Origin of the sequence: Candidimonas humi, assembly GCF_019166065.1 — a bacterium.
GTDB classification, from domain to species: domain Bacteria; phylum Pseudomonadota; class Gammaproteobacteria; order Burkholderiales; family Burkholderiaceae_B; genus Candidimonas; species Candidimonas humi.
Genome location: NZ_JAHTBN010000003.1, coordinates 305,337 through 329,646 on the forward strand (window position 1 = coordinate 305,337; position 24,310 = coordinate 329,646).

Below are 24,310 nucleotides of genomic sequence, written 5' to 3' on the forward strand. Positions count from 1 at the left end.
CCAATCATTGATCCAACTCGGGACTAGCCGCGAGAAAATGCTTTTGTGAGTGCCGCATCGACGCAATGTCCGCGGCGTCGAGCCGCGTTCGCGATGCGTGCGCGGTCGTGGTGAGCCGATGCATGTCGCATTAAGCCCAGGTAACTATTGATTGTGTGAACTGTATTAGCCGGCGGCTGGCGTTCGATGCGGTCAAGCGCATCGCTCACCGTCTTGCGCCGCACTTCCAACCGGAACGGCTTGATGACGTAGCCTGCGAAGTCAATGCCTCGTGCCACCGGCTGCACAATTGTCTTGCGCGGATTGAGTGTGAGCCGAAGCTCTGACAAGAATGCCTCGATCGCCATGCGCGCCGCCATGAGCCACTCCGCAGACGCATGCAGCAGCAGAAAATCATCGACATAGCGCACGTAATACCTGGCCTGCAAGCGATGCTTGGCGAACTTGTCGAGGCAATCCAGAAGAATGTTCGCGCCGAACTGCGAGGGGACGAGGTTTCCGATGGCGAGCCCGCACCCATCTGGCGCATACGTCAGCCGCTTATGGCGCGGCACGCGCTCCAGATCTGCATGGTTACCGCAAAGTTGGAAATCGGTGCGAGGATCGTGAAACAGCACGACGCGGACCAGTTCGCGCCACCATCGCTCTCGAACCCGGCAAGCGATTTTCGTCCAAAGGATGTCTTTGTCAATGCTCCCGAAGAAATTCGCGAGATCCATCTTGCAGTACATGGCGGGCTGCTGCCAGTTCTGGGTGATGCTGCGCGCATAGTGCTGCACACGTTCCGCTGCGCGAAGGGGCCCACGCCCGGGAATACAGGCGAAGGAATCCACAATGAACCGCGGCAGGAAGATAGGCGCGAGGTAGTCGTAAATCAGGTGGTGGACGATTCGGTCACGAAAATCCGCCGCCCAGACCTCGCGCGGCTTGGGGTGCGTGACAGCGAAGCAGATGGAAGTTCCAGGCCGGTAACTGCCGTCCCGGAGATCTTCATCCAGGTCCATCAAATTGCGTTCGAGGTTCAGTTCGAAGCGCAATGCACTATGAGTATTCCGTTTATGGCGCCGGCAATGATAGTAAGCCTGCACCAGGCGCGAGAACGAGTAGCTTGAATCCACAGCAGAAGCCGATTTGATATGCGGACGGGGAGCACGGCAAGCTCGTTGTTGCGATTCCAGTTGTTGCAATTGCCGTTCTCGAAGTCGAGAGCCCAGGCGTTGTTGGAGCCATAAGGCGTAATGTCGCGCTATTCACGTCGCCCCGCCGAAGGCCTCGCCGAATCAGCAGGGAAACTGCGCAGGACCAGCGCGGCCGAAGCCGCCGGTATCCTTGATGCGCCTGTCGGTGGGGTAGTATCCCAGCGGCGCGACCAGATCAATAGCGCATGGGCCGGGCCACCGTGGCGACCTGGCGAGCGAGCGCGTTTTCGGTTTGCTGTTTCCAGCCAGTGGCTTGCTTTCCGATGCTGACGGTGAGCGGTATAAGGCGAGCCTGATGAGTAGGACTCAGTGCGCGCACCTCGGGATCGACGCATATCCTGACGGCCACCTCGATCTGACCTACCGCCCAACGTAGCGCCTCGATTTGCTCGATACGTTCCTTGCCGCTACGACTATTTGCAAGTTGAATGCGTTGAATAACCTCTCGACAGTCGCGCCGCATATCTGCACCGATTGTGCCGCGGTAGTTCTTGTCCATCGTGGCAACGTACTTCGTGCATAGCGTGACAAGTTTCAATGTGGTCTTGAAGATTTCGAGATCGGTAAACAAAGCCATGCTGGAAGCGGGCTACGCCCGCGAAAGGGATAAAGAGATCAAGAGGTGATGCTGCGGACGGGGAGCACGGCAAGCTCGCCGTGGCGACCCCAGCCGCCGCAACCGCCGTCCTCGAAGTCGAGAGCCCAGGCGAGGTCGGAGCCATAAGGCTTTGTGGTCCAGTACACACTCTCCCGCCCGGATTTCGGGAAGTACTGCCGCGCATGAATGAACGCCAGCATCACGTCTTCCATGTCCGCTGGTGCCCAATCGTTAAGTTTGTTGATGGGACCTAGCAGGCTGACGGCGTTCCCGACGTTGTCAAACGTCACGCCCCTAGGATGTTTGCTCTGATCCTCGACGAACACACGATGACGTAGCGATCCGTCGATTATGCGCGGCCCTAGGTAAATGCCGCCTTGCTCTGGCCACGGCTGGCCGATTGCGGGCGCGCCGACCGGAGTATTGCTTATTGCAGTGCGGCTTTTCAAGTACTCCAGAAGTCTCGGGAGAAATACCTGGGCGACCTTTTCGAAGGGAAGGTCGACGCTTCCCTGATCTGCGAGGGGTATATGTAGGGACGACATGGCTATCCTTATTGTGAAAAGTACTGATTCAGAATCCGGCCGCAAAGCCAAGGAAAGGCATAAGGCCAAAAAAGATCAACATAAAAACGATCCCACCGATCCAAGCTTTCTTCGGGATGCGGTGGCTGTCGGGCGCGAATCCGCCGCCCAGGTTGCTGACGCGTGGCGCTCTACCAGTCCAGTTGCTATCCGCCCGATTAACGCCGCCAGGCCAATTCAAATTGCGTGTGTGCATGGATATCTCGATAGGGGGAAGGGTGGCGCTCTTACTTTCTGTCGTGGGCAGTGGCTGTCCGAGGCCGTTTGCATACCCAACGGAGCACATTGCTAGACCGCCATCCCCGAACAACCCGGGAGACTCAGGCTGTTCGGGGATGGGGCTGCCACGAGCGCGCCAGCCGAAGGGGTGAAGAGATCAAGGGATGAATCTGCGGACGGGGAGCACGGCAAGCTCGTGGCCGCGACGCCAGTTGAAGCAACTGCCGAGCTCGAAGCCGAGAGCCCAGGCGTAGCGGGAGCCAAAAGGCGAGGATGAAAAGACGACCGGACCATCCGCTACACGACCCTGCGCGACATGTACGAGCATCAATTCACGCTGCGCTGGTAGAAAGAAATCGGAATGGCCATCGCGGGTGTAGGCCGTCGCAGCCTTCGCGGCCGGGCTATCCAGCTCGATCAGCTTGCGGGAGTTTTCGGCGCCGTCGATATCCGAAAAGTCATCCAGCCGTTTACCGTAGAGGCCAAACTGGAATTCGTCTTTCAACAGGGCTTCGGCGGCGATCAGGTAACCGCCCAGGGGATGCAGACCCTTGAACAGGCCGCCCTGGCCGGGCCAGTATTCGTTGAGCTTGGGAATGGCCAGGTCGGCCGAGGGTATTGTCGACATGCGACGCTCCGTTGGTGGTGGGGGAAAAGGAAGAATGGGTCAGTGGAGAGGCCGGCCCGGATGATTCCGGACCGGCGCCGGGATGCCACCGGCCTGGGCTTGCGCCGCTCGTGTGGGGCCTGCCAGATTGCACTTTGTCGCCCGTGCGGGCCTCGGCCGGTTCCTGCAACTCCCCCGACGGCACACCGCTGGCGCGTACTCTGCATTGCTGCGTACGCTCAAGGCCCTCTCTCTCAGGTATTAAGTGCCGGATTCTCTCCATCCGGCGTAAGTCACGCCTGCTTCCCCCACGCGGCTTACCAGCGTCCGGGCGTTCACGACTTGATATGGATCGTGGGCATCCTGCCATCAGGGGATCGTGGCAGGCATCCTCGCTTCGAAACATCCCCAGGAAATTCAGTGGCCCGTATCGCCGGGACCATGCGCGAGGCTGCACCGCCCTGGTTGATGTCCAGGCTCATGCGGCATCCGCTTCGATTGCTGGCTACCCTCCAGCTTGTCCGCATGCTCACGGCTTCATCTTTGATGGTGGCCGGTGCTGATCTTCGACCTCGGCTTACCCTCTGTGTCCGAGTCTTCGTGCCAGGGCTTGCGCCGCTGTTGATGGAATCACGTTTGAGCGCCCAGCAGTGCGCATTCACCATCAATGGTGCAGCCTTGCCGACATCGAGAGCGCTATCTCTCGATTCAATGCGCCTGCAAGGTGGCGTCGATACAGATAACTCTTGTCCTGCACCATTGATGGTTCTGGCCTTTTACTTCGCCAGAGCGGAAGGATGGGCCGGCCGTCACCGCGCTCCTAGGAACGTGCGCCAGAAAGCGCATTCACCATCAAGAAAGAGGGAACCTGACAGCGGTGTGCATCCTACGTCCGCCCGTTCGCATTGCACGGATGCCCTGATCAGCTTTTTGCACGGGACGCCCTCTTTCTTGATAGTCCTGGCCTTTCTCTTCGCCAGGGCGGAAGTGATGATCGGGGTGCTGCAACACCCAGCATCGGGAGACAACCATCATCGAAACGGGCTGGGCTTGATACCTGCTACCGAACCGCAGCGCCCACCTCCGTTGGGTGTCCAAATGGCGCTTATGAGCGGCTTGTCACTCTGCGGTGCGTGTCCTTCCACGCCGCCGTTTCGATGATGGCCCTGCCCGAAGGCAGGACCGTGATGGCTTACAGTTTCGGCTTCTCTGTCGACCCTTGGCCTGCGCTAGCAACTCCAGGCGGGGTCGATTCCATGTTTCAGGTGCCTCATGGGCTGCTGCCATCCGAAAGCCGCCTGTCACGTAGCTTTCGGATGCGGCCTGTCGCCAGGCCGTAGAAATTTTCTGGCGTGCCACTCCCGGCGCTGTGCCGGCTCACGCTCTCGGGTTCCGTAAGTGCTGCGGTACGGTTTCCTGACCGTCCCCTACCCACTGCTTCAGGGGAGCGCCGCATCCCGCGCCTATTGAAGGCCTCACGCCAATCGCGGGGAACATCCATGCGGTTTTTTCTGTCGTCTTTTTGCCAGGGCTTACACAGTCGCTTTCCCTCCGTTCACCGGGCGCACCTACACCTCACGGCAGTGCGCAGCATCGTTCGTGTGCCGTTATTCGCCAGCCAGAGGCTGGTGTGGACCACACTGCAGGTTTTTAAAGAGCGTTCCGGCTGGGCCGGGGCCTCGTGTTGCTTGAGGCTTGGGAGAATAATAGCAATGCTCTTTTATCGTGTCAATAGCAAAGCTAGTTATTTTTCTGAAGGCGTAAAAAAAGCCGCTTTCGCGGCGTATTTCTAATTTCCGTGCTACCGAAGGCGGCGAACCGCATACAGAATGTCGGCGGAAAGCTCTTCAGCTAAGTCCCGTAAGGCTCGGTCACCCTGGTCTAGGCCAGGAGTTTCAAAGATCTTGCAAAGCAGTGCTTGAAGCTGCTCGGACTTGGTAAGAGCGATTTTGTAGTCTTCGTCTTCTTGGCCGGCTTCTGTACAATTCATGACGCTACCTCCCTGGTGGCAATGCAGTACCCGCGCCTCGGAGGGTCCAAGCTCCGGGGCGTTTCAGTATGTACCCACAAATTACACTGTATAAATATCCAGTACAAGACAGTTGCCGGTGGATAACCGGTGGATAGATTCTGCAAGTGCGCGAAGTGTCGGGAGGAATGGAGAAAGATAGGGAATTACCCGGATATCGGGCGAAGAAAAGCCGCCTCGGTGGGCGGCCTGGAAGGTGCGATTTAGCCTTTTCGATAACATTTGACAAATGCCTTCAAAAGTGCTTGATTTGGTGGCTGTGAGTAGGTAGAATCTCTATAAGGTATCTGAGCCCGTGCCCTTTGGCCGGTCGTAGGATCACCGCCCGGCCCGCAGAAATGCGGGCCTCCTCATTGTGATGGCCACACGACTATGCCCGGAGGGCCGCCGGACAGTCGATTGACATCAGCCACCACGGCATCTCCAAGCTCATCCCAGATATCGGTTCCGAAACTCTTTCCTGGGAACACTCGGCGAAATGCGGCGTATGCGTTCAAGTCCGCAAACTGGACGAAATAGGATTCCTCCGACTTCTTCTCAAAGGGATCTTCAATAATATTCTCGGCATTCCGGTGCAGAGAGTGCCCATCTTCAAACGCCGACGGTACATAATTGAAGCGCCTCATCGCCCTGAGACGTTTTCGTATCAGATCTCCATGGCCTTCGTCCGATACTTCTTCGCATCTTCGAGGAGATAGGCGCTATTGCGAATATTCATCCACGTATATGTGTCCATTTGGGCCTCTTGAGTGATAGAGAGGGCTCCATTTCGTTGACAGGGCCGTGGCAAAAGCGTTTCGCCCGAATATTTGGGAAATTTTCCAGTCTTCGGAGGCGCCGTCTCGTTCCAGTTGATACTTGATATCTTCGCCGCTCTCCTTGTCGCTCTTGTCTTTCGGGCTCAGGGTGGCATTTGCATCGGGCGCAGTGACATTCTTGATCGTCGCATAGACGAAGGCGAGCGTGTCAGACTGGATATCCACGCGCACAATCGATCTCTCATATGCCTCGGTTGAGCAATCGATTCTTTTTGCCGCACTCAGGATCTCTCCACGGAGAATGGCTTCAGCATGGATTCGTCTCGGAGACCTCGGAGCGAGTTCCGGGCAGACGGATTTTTCAAAGGCGCGATTGGCGTCTTGAATATCCCACCAGGTCTTGACCGCACGATCGGGTGAGTTGGCGTGAATCTCGATGGGTTTTATGCCGCTTTCGATCTCTGTCCGGGGCGATTCGGCACGGACGGTGCCAAGCGTCAATGCGATCATCACAAGAAAAGCTGAGGCCGCAACTTTCATTTAATTTTCCTTCGATTTTGTTACTCTGTCGGCGAAAGATCATCGGCTTCTGGTACTGCAAGCTACTCCTTCTTGATATCCAGCCCCACCTGGGCGGCGGCAATGAGAATAGCGGCTTCTAATTGAGCGCGCCTAGAGCCATCCAATTGGCGCACCTTGCTTTGATCGATTGAGATAAATGGCCATGCGTTCATCGCAGTCTCGATTCGTTCGGCGGCCTGCTCGATCTGAGTTGCGAGGGTAGGACTAAATTCATCTATTGGCACGCCCAGGCCTCTGGAAAAAGCCGCCGCAGCCTTGATATTGAGCCCCCTCCTGGCGCTCAAATATTGCCACACCATCCCTTGAGTGCCGATACCGTAGTGATCCCCAAAATCCGTTTGGTTCAGACGCGCCCGCGTCTTGAACAACGCATCCAGGCGCTGCGCATCTTCAATTTGCCAAGGCTCAAGTTTCGTTTGTGTGGCCATAGATTACGAATGTAGCAGTGCTATTAGTCATGGCAACTAGCTACGCTATTGACCAGATGAACTAGCGTTGCTATTATTTGGGCATGAACGCGATCGCCAGCTTCCTCGCCGCGTCCGGTTTGACGCAATCTGAATTCGGACGTCAGGTAGGACTCAACCAATCTATGGTCTACCAACTGATCAAAGGATTGCGGCCTGTTCCTGAAAAGGTTTGTGTCCGCATCGAGCGCGCCACCGCCGGCGCTGTCACGCGCCGCGACCTGCGCCCCGACGACTGGGCCGACATCTGGCCCGAACTCAAAGAGGCCGACCATGCGTGACCCTAATCCCTGGAAGCCCGACCCAAGGGACGAGCGCATTCCCATCGGGGCGCCTGACACCACGGTCTCAATGCACCATCGTCGCACCGTCTTCTCCCAAGCCATGCCGCCGATTGAACATCAGTCGCGCGTATACGCCCACCACATGCTCATCGGTCGCGTCTTCGAACGCTTCGTGGGCAAGCTGCACCGCATCGGCAAAGAGGTCGTCGGCTTCGTCTTCGGTCATAGCGGCAGTGTGCGAGGCGTAGCGAGTCAGGTCCATTCGTGGTTTCCGAGTGATTTTCTCCTCCATGCCAGCACTGTAAGAGCAGCGGGGGCGTAAGTCATGCAAGTCAAATCGCAAAAAACCAAGCTTTCGCTGCTCGCGCATTATGTCGATCAATGGCGCATTCGGGCTGGTAGCCGAGAGACTGTGGCGACGGAAATTGTGCAGGCGCACATGGGAGCGGGCTACAACACGCGAGCCAAGCTCACATTCGAGACGTCCGGCGATGCGTTCATGTTGGCCAAGAGCCGCGCTGACCGGATCTTCCGATGGCTGGACGACAAGAGCAAAGACGGCAATTTCATGCCGGTCAATTTCGAGGACTCGATCGTGCTGGCCATGCCCGAGGACTTGCGTTTGGGCTATCTGAATGAATGGTTGCGCCAGTTCGGCATGGTCACACGCGGGCTACACGAACTCTCCGAGGATGCCGCGCCGAGCCAATTGCTTCCGGGCCTGATCAAGGAAAGCTCCGAAGCGACGCTTGCCCTGGCATCCCTACCCGAGAACCCCTCAATGGCGCAGCTCGAGGCTGCTGATCTGGAGTTTGCGGAGGCCATCGAGGAATTGCAAAAGGGTCGTGCCGTGCTGCAGGCCAAGCGGAAACTCAAGGCGGTGGCGTGATGGAAACGGTGCTCGCAATCGATACGGATCGAAAGTACGGCCGCTACTACTCGGTTCTTTATAGCCGCGGCTGGTGGCACAACCCCAAGGTTGTTGCTGCGTTCGGCGTCGATCCGTCGGCACTCCCCGAGATTCGTGTCTCGCAGATCCGCTACCACATCTACGAAGAGTGCGGCATATCCAGCCTCACCGAACTGTCCCCGCGGCGATTCATGGATCTGTGCACCCACAAAGGCATTGCTGGCACGGTTCCACGTGAAATCGCGGGGGCGCCGGCCCAATACCAATAAAGGAGAATCCATGGCCAAAAATTCCATTGACGCCTATGGCGCCGCCGGCAAATCGAATGTGTTGATGTTCGACCCGTCCGCGCTCAAGGTCATCGACGATCCGACGCACCCGCTGTATGACGAACGCATCCATTTGCCGCTCGATGAGGCGATGGTGCTGAACATCATGGCGCTTGGCGTGCGCGAGCCCATCCTGGTCTGGAAAGACCCTGAGACAGGAGATGTACTGATCGTCGACGGGCGCCAGCGTGTGGCCCACGCCCTGGATGCGAATCGCCGGTTGATGGCGCGTGGCGAGCCGCCCATTCAGGTGCCCGGCATTCCCCAGCGCGGAACCATCGAACGCATGGGCGACATCATGATTTCGATGAACGAAGCCCGCCGTGGTGATGCACCCCTGGTCAGGGCCCGGAAGATGGCGGCATTCATGGAGCGGGGCTACACCGAAGACCGTTTGGCTGTGATCTTCGCCTGCAGCGAACAATCGGTGCGCAACACGCTGACGCTCCTGGATTGCACTCAGGCCGTGCAGAGCGCAGCCGAGGCTGGCCAGATTCGCATGACGCACGTCAAGGCCTTGGCAAAATTGGATCCAGCGGAGCAACGCACCAAGATACAGGAGCTGATCGCGGCGGGTGAGGGCGTCAAGCCTCACGAGCGCGCCCGCCGGCAGCGTGCGGTCCTGGGTGAGAGCAAGCCGCGGATGCGCACGCGCCGTGAGGTCGAGCAAGAGCTCGAGGCGGCTGTGGGTGAGCGTGCGCTGGCTCTTCGCTGGGTGCTGAATCTGGAATTGTCAGCGGAAGATGGCGCCGTCCTCGATATGGAAGCCGCGGCATGAATACTTCCGTCATCAAGCACTTCCATCTGTTCTGCGGCTCTGGCTCCGGCGCGGCGGGTTTCAACGATGCTCGCCCCGAGATCCCCGGCCTGCAGGGCAAAATGATCTGCCTGGGCGGCATGGATGTGGACCCGGTCGGTGCCGAGGATTTCCACATGCTCACAGGCGTACGCTGCACCGTCCGCGACTTGTTCAGCCGCCAGCAGTACGTCGCCTGGCACGGCGACGAGCCGCCGGCGGGCTGGGTCGAGGCCATGCCGGCCGACGTGCGCGCAGCGGCGCAGCACCAGGTGCCGGATATCGTGTTTCTATCGGCCCCCTGCAAGGGCTTTTCCGGCCTGCTGCCGGCAGCGCACGCCAAGAGCCGCCGCTACCAGGCGCTGAACGAACTGACTCTACGCGGCGTTTGGCTGATGCTCGAAGCCTGGGCGTCCGACCCGGTGCCGGTCATTCTGTTCGAGAACGTCCCGAGGATCGCCACGCGCGGCCGGCATTTGCTGGACCAGATCACCAGCATGCTGCGCCACTACGGCTATGTAGTCCGCGAAACCACCCACGATTGCGGCGAGCTCGGCAACCTGGCGCAGAGCCGCAAGCGGTTCCTACTGATCGCGCGGCACGCGGAGAAGGTGCCGCCCTTTATTTATGAGCCGCCCAAGCGGCCTCTGCGTGCCGTGGGCGAGGTTCTCGGGCGCATGCATCTGCCGGGCGATCTGGTCGCCGGCCCGATGCACCGTATTCCGTCGCTATCCTGGAAAACCTGGGTACGTCTGGCCTTCGTCGAGGCCGGCAGCGATTGGCGCAGCCTGAACAAGTTGGCGGTCGAAAACGGTCATCTGCGCGATTACCTGATCGTGCCCGAGTATCGCCGCGGTTATTTGGGCGCCAACGCTTGGACCGAGCCATGCGGCACGGTCCAAGGCGAAAGCCTGCCAAGCAACGGTAAGTTCTCTGTCGCCGATCCCCGATTCGGTCCGTCTGCCGCGTGGAAAGACGGCCAAGCCTACGGCGTACGCCGGTGGGATGATACCAGCGGTGCCATTAGCGGCGTGAAGTCTCCTGGCCAGGGTTCGTTCAGCGTGGCGGATCCGCGCCACCAGGGGCCGGCCAAGCACAGCAACGAATATCGGATTGTCGCCTGGAACCATGCCGCACAGGCTGTGACAAGCGCCCACGGCAGCGGTCAGTGCGTCGCTGACCCGCGTCGCGCCGGCCCAACCTTCGGCAAATACGCCGTTACCGGCTGGCAGGATCCGGCCGGCACAGTCATCGCGGGCAGCACGACCGGACAGGGAGCCTACGCCGTCGCGGACCCACGCAGCGGCATGCGTCGCGCCCAGGGTGACAACTATCTCACTGGTGGCCACTACGGCGTCATCGACTGGCGCCAGCCCAGCGGCGCCGTGTCCGCGTCGGCCTGCCACGACAATGGCCGCTGGTCAGTGGCCGATCCCAGGCGCATGCTGGCGCCCGACGACAAACTGACCTGTCACATAATCCGTCTGGACGGAACCTGGCATCGGCCGTTCACCACGCTTGAGCTCGCCGCCCTGCAGGGAATCTACGACCCAGACGACTACGCCGAGGTCGCGGAGCCTTTCCAGATGCACGGCAGCTCGGACCAGGTGCTGCGCGAACACATCGGCAACGCCGTGCCCAGGCCGGCCGCCCGTGCCATTGGCACCGAGATTGGCCGCACCATCTTGCTGGCCCGCACCGGCGAGACCTTTCAGCTTTCCAGCACGCCTATCTGGGTCCGCCCGGTGGCCGAAGCCATTGCCGTGCGCGGAGGCGAAGCTGCATGACACCTCAGCGCCGAGCCAGCCTACTCGCGGGTCAGACCCACATTGCCCAGAAGGTCTACCAGTTCATTCCCGCTGAGCAGACCACGTCAGCCAGCGTGCTAGACATCGTGTCCGAAATGAAGCGGTCCATGGGATCGGGGATGGACATTCACATCTTGCGCGGGTGTCTGGCGGCGCTCACGAAATCTGGACTTATTCGGGAAGTCGTGCCGGGGGCGTTTCGCCAGGAAGCGGTCAAGGGGAAAAAGGAAGTGACAACGATCAAAAGCACCGAAAAGCCCTCCGCACCTGCGGCTATTGCCGCGTCGCATCAGGAGCTTGGCGAGCCGATAGGCATCATGGGCGACATCGCATCACGCTTGCGCGTGACTGCCGGCGGCTTGCTCAAAATTGCCGACGAGATCGATGCGGCAGCCATCGGCATTGCGGAACACGGGGACGCCCAAGAGCAGCAATTGGAAAAGTTCCGCCAATTCAAAGCCTTGTTCAAGGAACTGGGGTAGACATGAAAGGTTTGAGCCTCTGGTTCCTGATGTGCGCAATGATCCTGGTCGCACCCCATCTGTCCGAGCGGTTTGCGAATGGTGCTGCGTGCATCTGCATATTGCTCGGCATCATATTCTGGGTGATCGAAATTGCTCTCTCGTAATTCCATCCTCAAACCGGGCAAACCGCTGCAGCGCAAGACGCCGCTGCAGGGTGGCAAGCCCCTGAATCGCAGCCGCGAACCCAAAGGTCCAGGCCTGGCGCAACGCATCGCCGCGTCCTTGGGCCGTGCACTGGGTCATCAGCACAGCGAGCCGTCGGTCTTCCGCAGTCCGCGCCATCGGAAAAACGTTGCGGCGATGCGCTGCATCTGCTGCGGCCGGCCGGGGGCGTCGCAGGCCGCGCATCTGAATCTGCTGGCCCTAGGGAAAGGGCGGGGCTGGAAGCTGTCTGATGCGCTCACCATCCCGCTGTGCGTGGATCGGATAGGCGTAATCGGCTGCCATGTGCGGCTGGATAGCTCCGGCCAGTACGACAAGGGGACCTCGGCGGCGCTGCAAATCCATTGGCTGGGAGAGACCCGGGACCGTCTTTGCGCGGCCGGCCAATGGCCCGAAGCGGCCGAGGCGGACTTTCAGCGGTTCGTGGTGACCTACCTGGAGCGTGCAGCATGATCGTCGCCTGCTTGTCGGCCTCGATCCCACGGATCTATATCGCTGGGCCGATGACGGGGCTACCAGGCCTGAATTTCGAGGCTTTCCGCCATGCCGCACACCAGCTGCGGGCGGCCGGCCATGTGGTGGTGAATCCCACCGAGATCAACCTGGATCCTACTGCTGCCTGGAGTACTTGCATGCGGGCCGATATCGCGCACCTCGTGACCTGCAACGCCATGGCGCTACTGCCCGGCTGGGAATGTTCGCGCGGCGCCACATTGGAGCATCGGATTGCCCGTGCGCTGCAGATGGACATTCGCGAGCTCGGCGCTTGGTTACCCATCGCCGCGGAGGAAATCCCATGCTGAAGGTCCTCGGGTGTGTCATTTCTGAACGTGCGCAGCGTGCTGGCCGTGTCGCATTGGCAGCCCAGGTCGGCACGTTTGGTGCCAGCAATATTGCTCACGCGATGCAGAGATACGTGCGGCTGGGGGCGGACGCCTGGGCAGCAGCCACAGTCTCGCTTGTCGCCAAGGCGGCCGCTGACGTACTGCTTTGGGAGGCGTGCCGGGTCGGCCAGATTCAACCCGCGGGGTTTCTGTTCGGGGTCCAGCAATGGCGCCGCACCGTCGGCACACAGAAAGGAGAAGCTGATGGAAGCGATTGCCACCAAACGCCCAGTTCCCACTGCCATATTGGATGAATCACCTGAATATCGAGAAGCCATGAAACATGCCCATTCGCTGAAAACGCTCACGCCCATCGTCCCGCGTCGCATGCTGGTGCCGCATGCCCATGACTGGGCGGTGGCGATGAAACAGATGCTCGCTCGGGGGCGCTAGGCGTCCTATCGCATGATTTACCAGCACACGGCTAGGGCAGATCACCCGAAAAGCGGATTTCCCACCCGCCTGCCGCTGTGTTCCTTATGTGGGGTGATATGGGAATCACGATGAAAATGTACGACATAGAAGTCACTATTCAAGATGAAATTATCGAAGTGACGCAGCAGGATGACGAAGGTCTTCGCACGGTCAAAATTACGCCCGAGCAGGCGGCCTTGGTGTGCGAGTGGATCCTGGGCGCTGCGAACAAGTTGATCGGAACCGAGGGCTGATATGCGACGCCCGCCGTTCCAGTTCCATTCGAGCGGCGGGGCTGTCGCTAATCGGTCGCAGCAGTGACTATGAGCAACGTTATCCCCATGCCCAAACCCAAGTCGCCTCAAACCGAAGATGGGTTTGTGCGTATCGCGCGTGAGTTGCATCTCGCGATCTTGGCATATCCCCTCAAACTCAGTGCGTTCAGGGTGTTGCAGGCTGTCATCCATAAGACCTATGGCTACCAGAAGACTGAGGACGATATCTCTGCATCTCAAATTGGCGCGCTTTGCGGCGGCATGCTGAGGGAACATGTGACGCGAGCGCTGAACGAACTGGCGAGCCTTCGCATCATTCTTAAGCGCAGCGGCCGCTATGGCTCCATCATCCGAGTGAACAAAGACTATTCGCAGTGGGTGGGTTGGCCCAATGGCTGCCCCGATTTCCGCAAGAAAGATAGTGCGAATCTCGCACACCCCGGTGCGGATTTCGCACTAGAAGAGCAGGAGGATAGTCATTCGGAGATTAGTGCGAATCTCGCACTAGATAGTGCGAATTCAGCACTAGCAGATAGTGCGAGTTTCGCACAGGTGTGCAAAACCGAGGGTGCGGATAGTGCGAATCTCGCACAGGTCGGTAGTGCGAAACTCGCACACACAAAAGACAACCTTCCAAAAGACAATAAGACAAAAGAAAAAAACATATGCGCTCCGCAAGCGGATCGCGTGAATGCCAAACCGGCACGAGCAGGCCAAACAGGCCGGGCCATGACTGCCGAGACGCAAGCGCGGTTCGAAAAGTTCTACCAGGCCTATCCTCGCAAACGCAGCCGTGGTGTGGCAGAAAAGGCATTTGCCCGGATCAACCCGGACGATGAGCTGCTGGAAACCATGCTGGCCGCTATCGAGGTCGCGAAACGCTCCGAGGGATGGAACAACGGCTACATCCCGCATCCAGGGTCCTGGCTCAACGCCAAGGGTTGGCTGGACCACATCGACACCGCTTACTCCGCCGTGGAATCTGAGGTTATCCAGGCCTACAACGACGCCCTGGGCTCCGAATGCGGGCGGATCGATCCCGACATCTATACCTCGGCCAGGGCGGGGCGTATCCGGGATTTTTTGACATTGTCGCCTGTCGAGAATTTCTGGAAGGCCTATTTCCCTTGGGTGCGTGACCGCTGCAACCTGCCCACGCATGTCGGCTTCGACTACCTCATCTCCCGCGATGGGTTCTCGAAGGTCAAGGGCGGCATGTTCCAGGTGGATGCACCATGACCGACCGTCCGAACATCCCTGCGCACAACGCGGACGCCGAGCAGGCGGTGCTGGGCGGCCTGCTGCTGGAAAATCGGGCGTGGGAAGCCTTGGACGGCCTATTGGCTGACGGGGATTTCTACGTCCACTCCCACCGGCTCATCTTCCGCCAGATCGCGGGATTGCTCGACCAGGGGCGCCCGGCGGATGTCCTGACGGTGTCGGACGCCCTAATCGCCGCCGGATGCGCCGAGGAAGCCGGCGGCCTGGCCTACCTGAATGCACTGGCGCAAAACGTTCCGAGCGTGGCCAACATCCGCCGCTACGCCCAGATCGTGCGTGACGAGCGCGTGCGCCGGGATGTCGAAGGGCTGGGCCGGCAGATCTGCACGCTGGCAACTGACCGCTCCTACGACGCGTCCGGGCTGCTCGATCGGGCCACGGGCCTGGCCATGGGCATCGCCGACAGCCGCCAGGCCGGCAAAGAGCCCCAGGCAATCGGCGAGTTGTTGCATGGCTTCGTTGAGACGCTGGAGGAGCGCACCAGTCGGGAAGGTGGCATTTCGGGCACATCGACCGGCTTTCGTGATCTGGACTGGCGGACCTGCGGCCTGCAAGCCGGCGACCTGATCATTCTGGCTGGGCGCCCCTCTATGGGGAAAACTGCTCTCGCCTACAACATCGCGGAAAACGTCGCGCTCGGGGGCGGTGTGTCGCTGGTGTTCAGCCTTGAAATGTCCGCGGCACAGTTGGCCGAACGCAGTGTTGCTCGGTTCGGCGCCATCGACATGCAGCGGCTGCGGTCGGGCAAGCTCAGTCAGGACGATTGGGGGCGCCTGACAGGTTCGTTTTCACGTCTGCAGGATCAGAACCTGATCATTGTGGACGACCCGAACGTTACGACAGTACCGCGTATGCGGCTGGGCGCCCGCAAGCAAAAGCAACGTCTGGGGGCGCTCAATCTCATCGTTGTGGACTATCTGCAGCTCATGGAAGGCGAGGGCAGCAACCGCAACGAGGAACTCGGGGGCGTCACAAGGGCGCTCAAGCATCTGGCGCGCGAAATGAATTGTCCGGTGATCGTGCTGTCTCAGCTTTCGCGCGAGGTCGAAAAGCGCACCGACAAGCGGCCCATCATGAGTGATCTGCGGGAATCGGGGGCGATTGAGCAGGATGGCGACGTCGTCATGATGTGCTACCGGGATGACTATTACAACCCGGACAGCCCCTGGAAAGGCTTCGCAGAGATCCTGATTCGCAAGCAGCGCATGGGGCCGCTGGGCGACGTGCATCTGGTCTTCGAAGGCCAGCACTCCCGCTTCTTGAATGCAGATACGTCCGCCATCGCGGCGGTGCGCAACGAACTTGCCAGCCAGCCGGCGCGGGCTCGGCGCAGAGGATTCGAGGCTTAGCGCTCACGGGGGCGCAGCCGTATATAACCATGGGGAAACAATGATCATTCTGGAATTGCCTTGGCCTCCCAAAGAATTGAGCCCGAATGCGAGAGTGCATTGGGCCAAGAAGGCGGCGGCCGCCAAGCGCTACAAGCGGATCTGCTGGACCATCACCAAAGCGGCGAAAGGGGATCGCATCCAGGGGCGACGGCGCGTTGATCTTCGCTTTTATCCGAAGACGCCGCGACGGCGCGATGAAGACAACCTGATCGGATGGATGAAATATGGGCTGGATGGCATCGCGCTCGCACTGGGCATTGATGACAGCCAATTCCAGATTGCGCCACCCGAAGTCTATCCGGCGACCGGAAGCGAAGGCCTGGTGCGCGTCTTTCTGAGTGAGGCGCAATGATGCAAACCTTTCTCCTATGCCTCGCTTGCACCATTCTCGCCCTGACGGCACTGGTGACGGTCTTCTCCATCGGTATTCACTACTTCGGGCCGCCCGCTTTTGTCGCGCTCGTTTTCCTTGCCGCCGTGGTCGGCATACTCGGAGGTCGCTATGGACAAAAGCACTGAATTTCGACGCCGCGTCGCCGCCAACCTCAGAAGGCTGGGCATCTTCGTCGATCCCGAGAAACAGGATTGCAGGGATATTGCAAAGGTCGTCGCCAGGGCGACTGGCAACCCCATAGGCGCACGGCGCACAGCGACTGAATACCTGGAAGCGTATGCCCAAGAATCGACCACTACCGTTGTCCCGGCGCGCTCGCCACGCAAGTTCCGCCCTTATCGACCGGCGCCTCATCTGCGCGCAGCCGACATAGACCGAGATCAGCCGGATCTGATCACGCCGTGTGGTGTGGGCAACGGCTCGGAAAACTCTCCCATATGGACGAGGTAAATCATGGAAGTCGTTGAAATAAGTTTCGCGTGGTTGCTTCTCCTCATCCTCATAGGTCTGAAATTGGCCGGCGTTGGAGTTGTTGCGGCTTGGCCGTGGGTGTGGATCTTGTCACCTCTCTGGGTTCTCGGGTTCATCATTTTGTCGTTTGTGGTGCCATTTTCCATCGCAATAGCGATCCGCAAAGTCTGGGGGCGGCGATAAATGGCTGCGTTGCCTGAGAATTCCGCGCCGGGCTTTGAGGCCTGGGTCTATCACCGGATGTGGAACTGGTCGGCCTGGTGTTGGGATGGCGCGTGGCCGCATCCGCTCCCGGTCATCAGTTGCGGGTCGGCTGAGCGCCGCTATCGACCGCCGGTGTCGCGTGATGATGAGGAGCGTCTCCCGAAGCGTGCGATTCACGTGGAACACGCGCTGATGGTGGATCGCATCTATCAAGAATTGCCGCGAGTCGAGCAGCGCATTGTCCAATTCGAATACCCGCGGCGTTATGAGTTCGACGAGTTCAATTTCCGCGGCGAATTGATCCGCAACGTTCGGCTGCAAAAAGGCTGCCGTATGCTCGGCATCAAGCAGGTGTATTACCAGGTGGCGCTGGGAAGCGTGCTCGCTCAAGTCCAACAGGTTTTTTTGGATAAAGGAATCAAGGGTTGAAGTACGCAGCAGAAGTTATCGGCCTCTTGGCAGAGTTCCCAGGTCGCGAGTTTCGGATTATTCAGATCGTTCGCCACGTCTTGGGCGGCCATCCGCGCACACCTTATCAATGGGAAAGAGTGCGCAAAGGTGTGCGTCGCGTGCTCTCCACGCTAGAAGATTCTGGCCAGATACAAAAAATTACTGCCGCTGGAAACGGCAGCCACGCTGCCTATTGCTGGAAACCGGGACATTTGGTTGTTGAAAACCGGGACAGAAACCGGGACAATAAGGGCTCCACAGTTGCGTCCTGAAAAAATGAACCCCGCCAGTAAGCGGGGTTTTTGCGTTCCATGTGTTGTTGCGCATTAGCAGCGCACCTGCTTCATAAGCCGAAGGTTGGTGGTTCAACTCCATCCGCCGCAACCTTATTTCTCGCGTCCATCGGTGGGCGGGCGGCAGCAGCCAGCCCCTGTACCCGATCCCCTCGCAGGCACGTCTCCGCCTCCCTTAGATCGGGGCCAGCTGTCCACCCATGGGCGCGATACTGATGTTCTTGAATTAAGCGTCTCGCTTTTCGACCGCCTCCCGGGCGCCGGCTGGCAGTTGCCCATAGAGTGCTTCGATTGCGCGGGGCTGGGTGATCTGGTTCTCAACAATGATGTTGATCAGCTCGAACATTGAATGAACCATCTCCGGCGAATCGTTCAAATCGATATTTCCGGGATGGACCGCGCAATTTCCGATTACCCGCAAGTAGTCGAGTGACTGTTGGATGCGCGCAGGCAGTCCGCCAGCGACCAGGCTTGCAATGTTTTCGTTTATGGATTTGTTGGGCGTGCCGGTCAGGTGCGCGCACAACTTTTCGAGGCAGAGTCTCAGTAATGCGCCAGCACCTCGAGGCGATCGGTCAACCACATCTTTTGCTTCGTCATAGTCAGCATGACAAATTTCAGGGAGATCGGGGTGCCTTGGTGGTGCGGTGGATGTCGATGGGAAAATTAGGCGTCCGTCGGTCTCATCTTTGTTCGCCAACCAAACCATTCGCCCCTTGCAGTGCGCGCACATGGATATCAAGAAAGGCGTCCACGATCCGCCAGCGCTCAATGTGCTCCATCCTATTTGCGCATATGCATGGCATAAGGGACATGTAAAGCCTTTGCCGTAGAACTTTGGAGGCACGGCGCTGTTTGTTGGGTTCATTTCAGTCATCCCCTGAATTTGTTAATAGATAGTAACAAAGCGCGCAACATTCTGGCTGAGTGATATCCGCGATTCCGCGCCGACGATATGGGCCGACTGAAAACCCTCCCACCCCGCCTCGGGGCACCGCCGCCCAAGCGCCAGCAGATATCGAGCAACCCGGAAAGCTGGCGCAACGACAAGCGCACATCCGCCCAGCGTGGCTACGGCCACAAATGGCGAGTTGCCCGGGCCGCGTATCTGCGCGAGCATCCGCACTGTGCCATGTGCTTGGCCGAGCTGGGCATGACTGGCATGCACCCGGCCGATGTGGTGATTGCCTGTGCGGGGCACGGTGTGCCCGAGCCGGTGGCGACGGTTGTTGACCATAGCGTCCCGCACCGCGGCGATATGACCATATTTTGGGATAGGTCGCTATGGCAGGGACTATGTAAGAGGCATCACGACAGCGATGCACAGCGGCGGGATAAGAACGGCGGCGGTCAATAGGGGATTGAGCAATGGTTCAAGCAGTGCAGCGTCCACGCGGGCCGATGGGCTGGTCGCCTGAATACTCGCATCTGGCCTGGCCTGGCGACACCACGCCTGCGCAGCGCGAATGGTGGCGGCAGGAATACGAGGCTGGCCGCCGAAAGGTCGGGCACAACCCGCCGCCGACATATCCCAAGCCGCCGCCTCCACCGTCGCCGCCGCCGGCTTGGGTCATCCACGCAGGCTTGCGTGCCGACGTGCTGAAGGTCAAGACACGGTTCCGGTCTGGCTGGCGTGGCCGTCTGGTGCTGCAGGTCTATGTACCCAATCCGATGGTGTGGCCCCACGGTTTCCACTACCCCGGATTCGTCGGCTGGCGCGATGCGACCATCGAAGACCTGCAGCGGCTGTATGAGACTGGCCAGGATGCACTGGGTCGATAGGCGGAGCCGCGTGGCTAGCACAACGATAACCGTCCGCGTTTGGGTCTCATGGTGGCTGCGCTGGTATCTGTCAGGTGCGGCGCTCATGACCTGGATGACCGGGCTGGATCCTGATCTGCAGCAGGTCGTGGGCTGGATTCGGCGCGGCATCAAGGTCGATGAGGCTGGCGGGTGCGAGAAGAGACTGTGAGAGGCTCGCGTATTCGGATGTAGCGAAACGCCAGAACAGGGCTGATTGGGTCGCGTAGGGCGTCCAGAGACCGGGGGGGTGGTTCCAAATCATGGAAGGTGACGGGTTCTTGACCGGTCGTTCCCCCATGCACAGAAAATATCCCATTAACATGGTTTGTTAACTGAGGTTGTTCATGGCGTTAACCGACAAAAAGCGCCGATTCGTCGTCGCGCTGCAGTCGGGATTGGCTGGTGCAAAAGCGGCGGTGAAGGCGGGCTACAGTGAGAAAGGGGCCGCTCAGGCGGCGTCTCGGCTGATGAAAGACGCCGATGTTAAGGCGGCGCTGGAGCGTAAGAAGGCTGTTAACAAGGCCAAAGCCGAAGCAAAAGCGTCGGGACGGGAGTTCAATCTGCCCGATCTTGGCAAGATGTTCTCCGACCCGAAGGAGTTTCTGAAAGCAGTCATGAATGATCCGAGCGAAGAAATGAAGCTGCGGGTAGAGGCTGCCAAGACCCTGATGCCGTTTGATCATGGCAAAGTTGCCGATCAAGGGAAAAAGGGCGCAAAGGCAGACGCGGCTAAAAAAGCGGCGACAGGCCGATTTGCTCCGAAAGCGCCTCCTCGGCTGGTGGTCAACAATAAATGAGCGAATGGACGACTGCGCTTCCAGACTGGGAGCGCAGAATTGTCGCGGGTGAGTCGCTCATTCCGTGTGATCCGATTTTTCCTGACCAAGCCGAAGAAGGGTTGAGTATTTTTCGTCAGCTTGTCGCCGTCGATGTGGCTGGCAAGCCCACTTTTGGCGAGATCAGCCGGAAATGGATACTGGACCTGGTTGCTGCGATTTTCGGGGCCTATGACGCCGATACGGGAAAGCGGCTGATACGAGAAGTCTTCCTGCTCATCAGCAAGAAGAACGGCAAAAGCACTGATCTCGCGGGAATCATTCTCACGGCGTTGCTGTTGAACTGGCGCGAATCGGGAGAAATGGGCATTCTCGCGCCGACGATTGAGGTCGCGAACAATGCATGGAAACCGGCGCGCGATGCAATTCGGGCCGACGAAGAGCTTTCAGACCTTCTGCAGGTTCAAGACCACATTCGGACGATCACCCACCGCGGAACCAATGCGACTTTGCAGGTCGTTGCGGCCGATAGCGACACCGTGGCTGGCAAAAAGTGGATTGTCACGCTCGTCGATGAGCTGTGGCTCTTTGGTAAGAAGCCAAATGCCGACAAGATGCTGTTGGAGGCGACAGGCGGCATGGCGAGCCGTCCCGAAGGCTTCGTGATGTATTGCACCACTCAGTCGGACGATCCTCCCGCTGGTGTCTTTAAATCGAAGCTCCAGTATGCAAGGGATGTACGGGATGGAATCATCCGTGATCCCGAGTTCTTGCCTGTGCTTTACGAGTTTCCGAAGGATATCGTCAAATCCAAGGGATACCTGGACGAGTCGAATTGGTACATCACCAATCCGAACCTGGGCGCGAGCGTCGATCCGGCTTTTATTCGCCGAAAAATTCGCGAGGCAGAACATGAACCGGGGACGGGTTCGCTTCAATCCGTCCTCGCCAAGCATCTGGATGTCGAAATCGGCACCGCATTGCGGTCCGATCGATGGAAAGGGGCCGATTATTGGGATCTAACGACCAGGCGCGAGATCACGCTGAAGTACCTCCTGGAGGTGAGCGAAGTCATTGATGTGGGCATTGATGGCGGCGGCTTGGATGACCTCTTGGCCCTCGCGCTGCTGGGCCGTCACGCTGAAACGAAAGAATGGCTAGCCTGGTGTCGGGCGTGGGCTCACCCGACAGTCATGGAGTTGCGCAAAGACATTGTGCCCAGGCTACATGACTTCGAGAAACAAGGCGATTTGGTAATCGTGCGTCAAATGGGCGACGATATCGATGAATTATCCCAAATCGTTGCTGGGGTAGAAGAGGCAGGACTTCTTGACCGGGTGGGAGCGGATCCCGCCGGTGTTGGGGCAATTCTCGATTCCTTGGAAGCGAAGCAGGTTCCCGCGGAAAAGCTTGTTTCGGTCAGCCAAGGCTGGAAGATGTCCGGCACGATCAAGACTGCGGAACGTCGATTGGCGGAAGGTACCTTCTGGCACGCGGACCAGTCGATGATGCAGTGGTGCGTGGGAAATGCCAAAACGATTCAGGTGGGCAACGCCACCAATATCACGAAGCAGGTCAGCGGCTCAGCCAAGATCGACCCGCTCATGGCGCTATTCGATGCGGTCACACTCATGGCGTTGAACCCGCCTGCAATGCATAAGAAATACCAACTAATGGTCTTCTGACCATTCCCTAATACCTATCTGGCCCCATCGGGAAACCGTGTGGGGTTTTTCTTTTGGAGCGCCAATATGAATCGCGCCTATTCCATCCTTGAAATCAAAGCCGCCGAGGATGGTGGCGAAAAACGCACCTTTCAGGGGATTGCCACAACGCCGACGGCCGATCGTTCGGGCGACATCGTGGAACCGAAGGGTGCGGTCTTCAAGTTGCCGATCCCGTTCCTCTGGCAACACGACAGCGGTGACCCGATCGGCTGGATTACATCCGCCACGGTGACCGATAAAGGCATTGAGGTCGAAGGCGAAATTGCCCAAGTGGAAGAAGAAGGCCCTCTCAAAGAACGACTGGACATGGCGTGGCAAATGCTTAAGGCCAAGTTGGTTCGAGGATTGTCCATCGGCTTCAGGCCATTGGAATCCGCGCGCATCGGCGAGTCCTGGTCTTATCGCTTCCTCTCCTGGGAGTGGCTGGAGCTGTCTGGCGTGACGATTCCGGCCAACCTGGAAGCCACCATCACCTCCATCAAATCCATCGACGACGCCCTGCTGGCCGCGACTGGCCAATCTAAGCCGGGCGTCGTTCGTTTGTTCTCTCCCGGCGCCTCGGGAACCAAGTCCGCTTTGACCAAGAGCGTTTCTCTCATTCCCGCGAAGGAAAACGACATGAATCTGCAAGACCAAATCAAGCGCCTGACCGACATGCGCACCCAGAAGGCCACCGAACTGTCGGCCATTCAGGAAAAGGCGGCCACCGAAGGCCGCACCAAGGACGCTTCCGAGCGCGAAGCGTTCGAAGGCCTGAAGGCCGAGATCGCCCAGATCGACGAAGAGCTCGAAGATCTGAAGTCCCTCGAAGCCCTGAACGTTGCCAAGGCCACCCCGGCCGTCGGCAACACGCCTGCTGGGGCTGCCGAATCTCGCGGCGCCCTGGCTACTGGCGGCGCGCCCTACATCCAGGTCAAACGTGACGCCGAAGAAAAGTTCAAGGGTCAGAACTACACACGCATGGTGATTGCCAAAGCGATAGCCCGGCTGAATGACTGCTCGCCGGTGGCCGTTGCCATGCAGCGTTGGGGCAAGAGCAACCCGACCCTGGTCGAAGTCGTGAAAGCGGCTGTGACGGGTGGCGGTTCGGACTCGGGCGAATGGGGCGCCGAACTCGTGCAGGCGAACACCCAATATATGGGCGACTTCATTGAGTATCTGTACAGCCAGACCGTCTACGACAAGCTGCCGCTGCGCCAGATTCCGGCCAATGTCCTGATCAAAGGCCAGGACGGCGCGGCTACTGGCTACTGGGTGGGTGAATCCAAGCCCATTCCTGCATCGACGGTCGACTTCGCGAACGTCACCCTGGGCCCGCTGAAGGTGGCCGCCCTGGCTGTGGTCTCCAACGAGCTACTGCGCGATTCGACCCCGGCAGCCGAGATGCTCGTGCGTGACGCACTGGTGCAGGCCTCAGCCCAACGTGTCGACCAGACCTTCCTGTCGACCGCTGCGAAGTCCGAGGGCGTATCGCCGGCCGGCATCCTGAACGGCTTGACGGCAATCACCTCGAACGGCACCGACGGCGCCGGCGTGCGCGCGGACGTGAAGGCGCTCTACGCCCCGTTTATCACCGCCAAAAATGCCACTGGCCTGCAGTTCGTGACTTCGCCATCCCTGGCCAAGGCCATCCAGCTCATGGTCAACGCTCTGGGCCAGACCGAGTTCCAGGGCATCACGGCCACCGGCGGCACGCTGCTGGGTGATCCGACGGTTACGGGTGACAACGTGGGTTCCGATCAGCTGATTCTGCTCAAGCCGTCCGACATCTACCGTATCGGTGACTACGGCATCGAGGTTTCGATTTCCCGCGAAGCTGCCATCGAGCAGGATACGTCCCCCACGGGCGCGACCGATACGCCGGTGGGCATGACCGCCACCAACATGACGTCCATGTTCCAGTCGGAATCGACGGCCATCAAGGTGGTGCGCCCGATCAACTTCGCCAAGCGGCGCGCTTCGGCAGTCGCTTATGTCAGCGGTGCGGACTATGGTGCCGCTGCGGCCGCGGACTCCAGTTCGGGCGCCTAATCGGGTCGTCAGTAACGGGCCGGCTGTTCCATATGGCGGCCGGCCCATCTTGGGAAATCC

At 59.3% G+C, this 24,310-nt stretch carries 30 protein-coding genes; 21 read left to right on the forward strand and 9 right to left on the reverse strand.

Features of this window, described 5'->3' with window-relative positions; translation table 11 throughout:
- Positions 1-23 precede the first annotated feature (23 nt).
- The 7 genes from KVP10_RS08355 to KVP10_RS08385 form a co-directional block, all read right to left on the reverse strand.
- Positions 24-1,187 (reverse strand): reverse transcriptase/maturase family protein, encoded by a 1,164-nt coding sequence (locus KVP10_RS08355; RefSeq protein ID WP_246600490.1) that lies wholly within the window; start codon positions 1,185-1,187, stop codon positions 24-26.
- Positions 1,188-1,374: 187 nt separating this feature from the next.
- Positions 1,375-1,776, reverse strand: a complete 402-nt coding sequence (locus KVP10_RS08360; protein WP_217964098.1) for a four helix bundle protein — start codon at positions 1,774-1,776, stop codon at positions 1,375-1,377.
- Between the two features lie 38 nt (positions 1,777-1,814).
- Positions 1,815-2,342 carry a hypothetical protein gene (locus tag KVP10_RS08365; RefSeq protein ID WP_217964099.1) on the reverse strand — a complete coding sequence of 176 codons (528 nt, stop codon included), beginning with the start codon at positions 2,340-2,342 and terminating at the stop codon, positions 1,815-1,817.
- Between the two features lie 415 nt (positions 2,343-2,757).
- A complete protein-coding gene (locus KVP10_RS08370) occupies positions 2,758-3,228 on the reverse strand; it encodes a DUF1566 domain-containing protein (protein WP_217964100.1) in 471 nt (156 codons plus the stop codon).
- A gap of 2,358 nt (positions 3,229-5,586) precedes the next feature.
- Positions 5,587-5,862: a DUF3800 domain-containing protein gene (locus tag KVP10_RS08375; protein ID WP_217964101.1), complete on the reverse strand. Its 276-nt coding sequence runs from the start codon at positions 5,860-5,862 to the stop codon at positions 5,587-5,589.
- A 75-nt stretch (positions 5,863-5,937) separates the two neighbouring features.
- Positions 5,938-6,534, reverse strand: a complete 597-nt coding sequence (locus tag KVP10_RS08380; protein WP_217964102.1) for a hypothetical protein — start codon at positions 6,532-6,534, stop codon at positions 5,938-5,940.
- Between the two features lie 62 nt (positions 6,535-6,596).
- Entirely contained in the window at positions 6,597-7,004 is a 408-nt protein-coding gene (locus KVP10_RS08385; RefSeq protein WP_217964103.1) for a helix-turn-helix domain-containing protein, read from the reverse strand.
- 83 nt (positions 7,005-7,087) lie between these two features.
- On the opposite strand from KVP10_RS08385, the gene KVP10_RS08390 reads away from it, so the two are divergent.
- Positions 7,088-7,324 carry a transcriptional regulator gene (locus tag KVP10_RS08390; protein ID WP_217964104.1) on the forward strand — a complete coding sequence of 79 codons (237 nt, stop codon included), beginning with the start codon at positions 7,088-7,090 and terminating at the stop codon, positions 7,322-7,324.
- A 67-nt stretch (positions 7,325-7,391) separates the two neighbouring features.
- Here the strand turns inward: KVP10_RS08390 and KVP10_RS08395 are convergent, their stop codons facing one another.
- A complete protein-coding gene (locus tag KVP10_RS08395) occupies positions 7,392-7,589 on the reverse strand; it encodes a hypothetical protein (RefSeq protein ID WP_217964105.1) in 198 nt (65 codons plus the stop codon).
- 63 nt (positions 7,590-7,652) lie between these two features.
- Here KVP10_RS08395 and KVP10_RS08400 point away from each other — a divergent pair, with 63 nt between their 5' ends.
- The 16 genes from KVP10_RS08400 (at position 7,653) to KVP10_RS08475 (ending at position 17,892) form a co-directional block, all read left to right on the forward strand.
- Positions 7,653-8,216: a hypothetical protein gene (locus KVP10_RS08400; protein WP_217964106.1), complete on the forward strand. Its 564-nt coding sequence runs from the start codon at positions 7,653-7,655 to the stop codon at positions 8,214-8,216.
- Entirely contained in the window at positions 8,216-8,506 is a 291-nt protein-coding gene (locus KVP10_RS08405; RefSeq protein ID WP_217964107.1) for a hypothetical protein, read from the forward strand. Before KVP10_RS08400 ends, KVP10_RS08405 begins: the two co-directional genes overlap by 1 nt.
- Positions 8,507-8,516: 10 nt before the next feature.
- A complete protein-coding gene (locus KVP10_RS08410) occupies positions 8,517-9,344 on the forward strand; it encodes a ParB/RepB/Spo0J family partition protein (RefSeq protein ID WP_217964108.1) in 828 nt (275 codons plus the stop codon).
- Positions 9,341-11,149, forward strand: coding sequence for a DNA cytosine methyltransferase (locus KVP10_RS08415; RefSeq protein WP_217964109.1), 1,809 nt, complete (start codon positions 9,341-9,343; stop codon positions 11,147-11,149). Before KVP10_RS08410 ends, KVP10_RS08415 begins: the two co-directional genes overlap by 4 nt.
- Complete coding sequence (locus tag KVP10_RS08420; protein ID WP_217964110.1) at positions 11,146-11,652, forward strand: hypothetical protein; 507 nt, start codon at positions 11,146-11,148, stop codon at positions 11,650-11,652. The genes KVP10_RS08415 and KVP10_RS08420 overlap by 4 nt, the downstream gene beginning before the upstream one ends.
- 132 nt (positions 11,653-11,784) lie before the next feature.
- Positions 11,785-12,309 (forward strand): hypothetical protein, encoded by a 525-nt coding sequence (locus KVP10_RS08425; protein ID WP_217964111.1) that lies wholly within the window; start codon positions 11,785-11,787, stop codon positions 12,307-12,309.
- Positions 12,306-12,659 (forward strand): DUF4406 domain-containing protein, encoded by a 354-nt coding sequence (locus tag KVP10_RS08430; RefSeq protein ID WP_217964112.1) that lies wholly within the window; start codon positions 12,306-12,308, stop codon positions 12,657-12,659. Before KVP10_RS08425 ends, KVP10_RS08430 begins: the two co-directional genes overlap by 4 nt.
- A gap of 285 nt (positions 12,660-12,944) precedes the next feature.
- Entirely contained in the window at positions 12,945-13,133 is a 189-nt protein-coding gene (locus KVP10_RS08435; RefSeq protein ID WP_217964113.1) for a hypothetical protein, read from the forward strand.
- Positions 13,134-13,243: 110 nt separating this feature from the next.
- Positions 13,244-13,408 (forward strand): hypothetical protein, encoded by a 165-nt coding sequence (locus KVP10_RS08440; RefSeq protein ID WP_217964114.1) that lies wholly within the window; start codon positions 13,244-13,246, stop codon positions 13,406-13,408.
- Between the two features lie 69 nt (positions 13,409-13,477).
- The gene (locus KVP10_RS08445; RefSeq protein WP_217964115.1) at positions 13,478-14,668 is read left to right on the forward strand and encodes a replication protein; all 1,191 of its coding nucleotides are present in this window, start codon (positions 13,478-13,480) and stop codon (positions 14,666-14,668) included.
- Positions 14,665-16,059: a replicative DNA helicase gene (dnaB, locus tag KVP10_RS08450; RefSeq protein WP_217964116.1), complete on the forward strand. Its 1,395-nt coding sequence runs from the start codon at positions 14,665-14,667 to the stop codon at positions 16,057-16,059. Before KVP10_RS08445 ends, dnaB begins: the two co-directional genes overlap by 4 nt.
- 40 nt (positions 16,060-16,099) lie before the next feature.
- Positions 16,100-16,453: a RusA family crossover junction endodeoxyribonuclease gene (locus tag KVP10_RS08455; protein WP_217964117.1), complete on the forward strand. Its 354-nt coding sequence runs from the start codon at positions 16,100-16,102 to the stop codon at positions 16,451-16,453.
- Positions 16,450-16,620 carry a hypothetical protein gene (locus KVP10_RS08460; protein WP_217964118.1) on the forward strand — a complete coding sequence of 57 codons (171 nt, stop codon included), beginning with the start codon at positions 16,450-16,452 and terminating at the stop codon, positions 16,618-16,620. Before KVP10_RS08455 ends, KVP10_RS08460 begins: the two co-directional genes overlap by 4 nt.
- Positions 16,604-16,945, forward strand: coding sequence for a hypothetical protein (locus KVP10_RS08465; RefSeq protein WP_217964119.1), 342 nt, complete (start codon positions 16,604-16,606; stop codon positions 16,943-16,945). The genes KVP10_RS08460 and KVP10_RS08465 overlap by 17 nt, the downstream gene beginning before the upstream one ends.
- Before the next feature lie 204 nt (positions 16,946-17,149).
- Entirely contained in the window at positions 17,150-17,599 is a 450-nt protein-coding gene (locus tag KVP10_RS08470; RefSeq protein ID WP_217964120.1) for a hypothetical protein, read from the forward strand.
- Positions 17,596-17,892, forward strand: a complete 297-nt coding sequence (locus KVP10_RS08475) for a hypothetical protein (RefSeq protein WP_217964121.1) — start codon at positions 17,596-17,598, stop codon at positions 17,890-17,892. The genes KVP10_RS08470 and KVP10_RS08475 overlap by 4 nt, the downstream gene beginning before the upstream one ends.
- 247 nt (positions 17,893-18,139) lie before the next feature.
- On the opposite strand, the gene KVP10_RS08480 is transcribed toward KVP10_RS08475, so the two are convergent.
- Positions 18,140-18,781, reverse strand: a complete 642-nt coding sequence (locus tag KVP10_RS08480) for a DUF4145 domain-containing protein (protein ID WP_217964122.1) — start codon at positions 18,779-18,781, stop codon at positions 18,140-18,142.
- Between the two features lie 500 nt (positions 18,782-19,281).
- On the opposite strand from KVP10_RS08480, the gene KVP10_RS08485 reads away from it, so the two are divergent.
- The 4 genes from KVP10_RS08485 to KVP10_RS08500 all read left to right on the forward strand — a co-directional run bounded on the left by KVP10_RS08485 (position 19,282) and on the right by KVP10_RS08500 (position 24,250).
- Complete coding sequence (locus KVP10_RS08485) at positions 19,282-19,695, forward strand: hypothetical protein (protein ID WP_217964123.1); 414 nt, start codon at positions 19,282-19,284, stop codon at positions 19,693-19,695.
- A 365-nt stretch (positions 19,696-20,060) separates the two neighbouring features.
- A complete protein-coding gene (locus tag KVP10_RS08490; protein WP_217964124.1) occupies positions 20,061-20,513 on the forward strand; it encodes a terminase small subunit in 453 nt (150 codons plus the stop codon).
- Positions 20,510-22,177, forward strand: coding sequence for a terminase large subunit (locus KVP10_RS08495; protein WP_217964125.1), 1,668 nt, complete (start codon positions 20,510-20,512; stop codon positions 22,175-22,177). The genes KVP10_RS08490 and KVP10_RS08495 overlap by 4 nt, the downstream gene beginning before the upstream one ends.
- A 66-nt stretch (positions 22,178-22,243) precedes the next feature.
- Positions 22,244-24,250, forward strand: coding sequence for a phage major capsid protein (locus KVP10_RS08500; protein WP_217964126.1), 2,007 nt, complete (start codon positions 22,244-22,246; stop codon positions 24,248-24,250).
- Positions 24,251-24,310 lie beyond the last annotated feature (60 nt).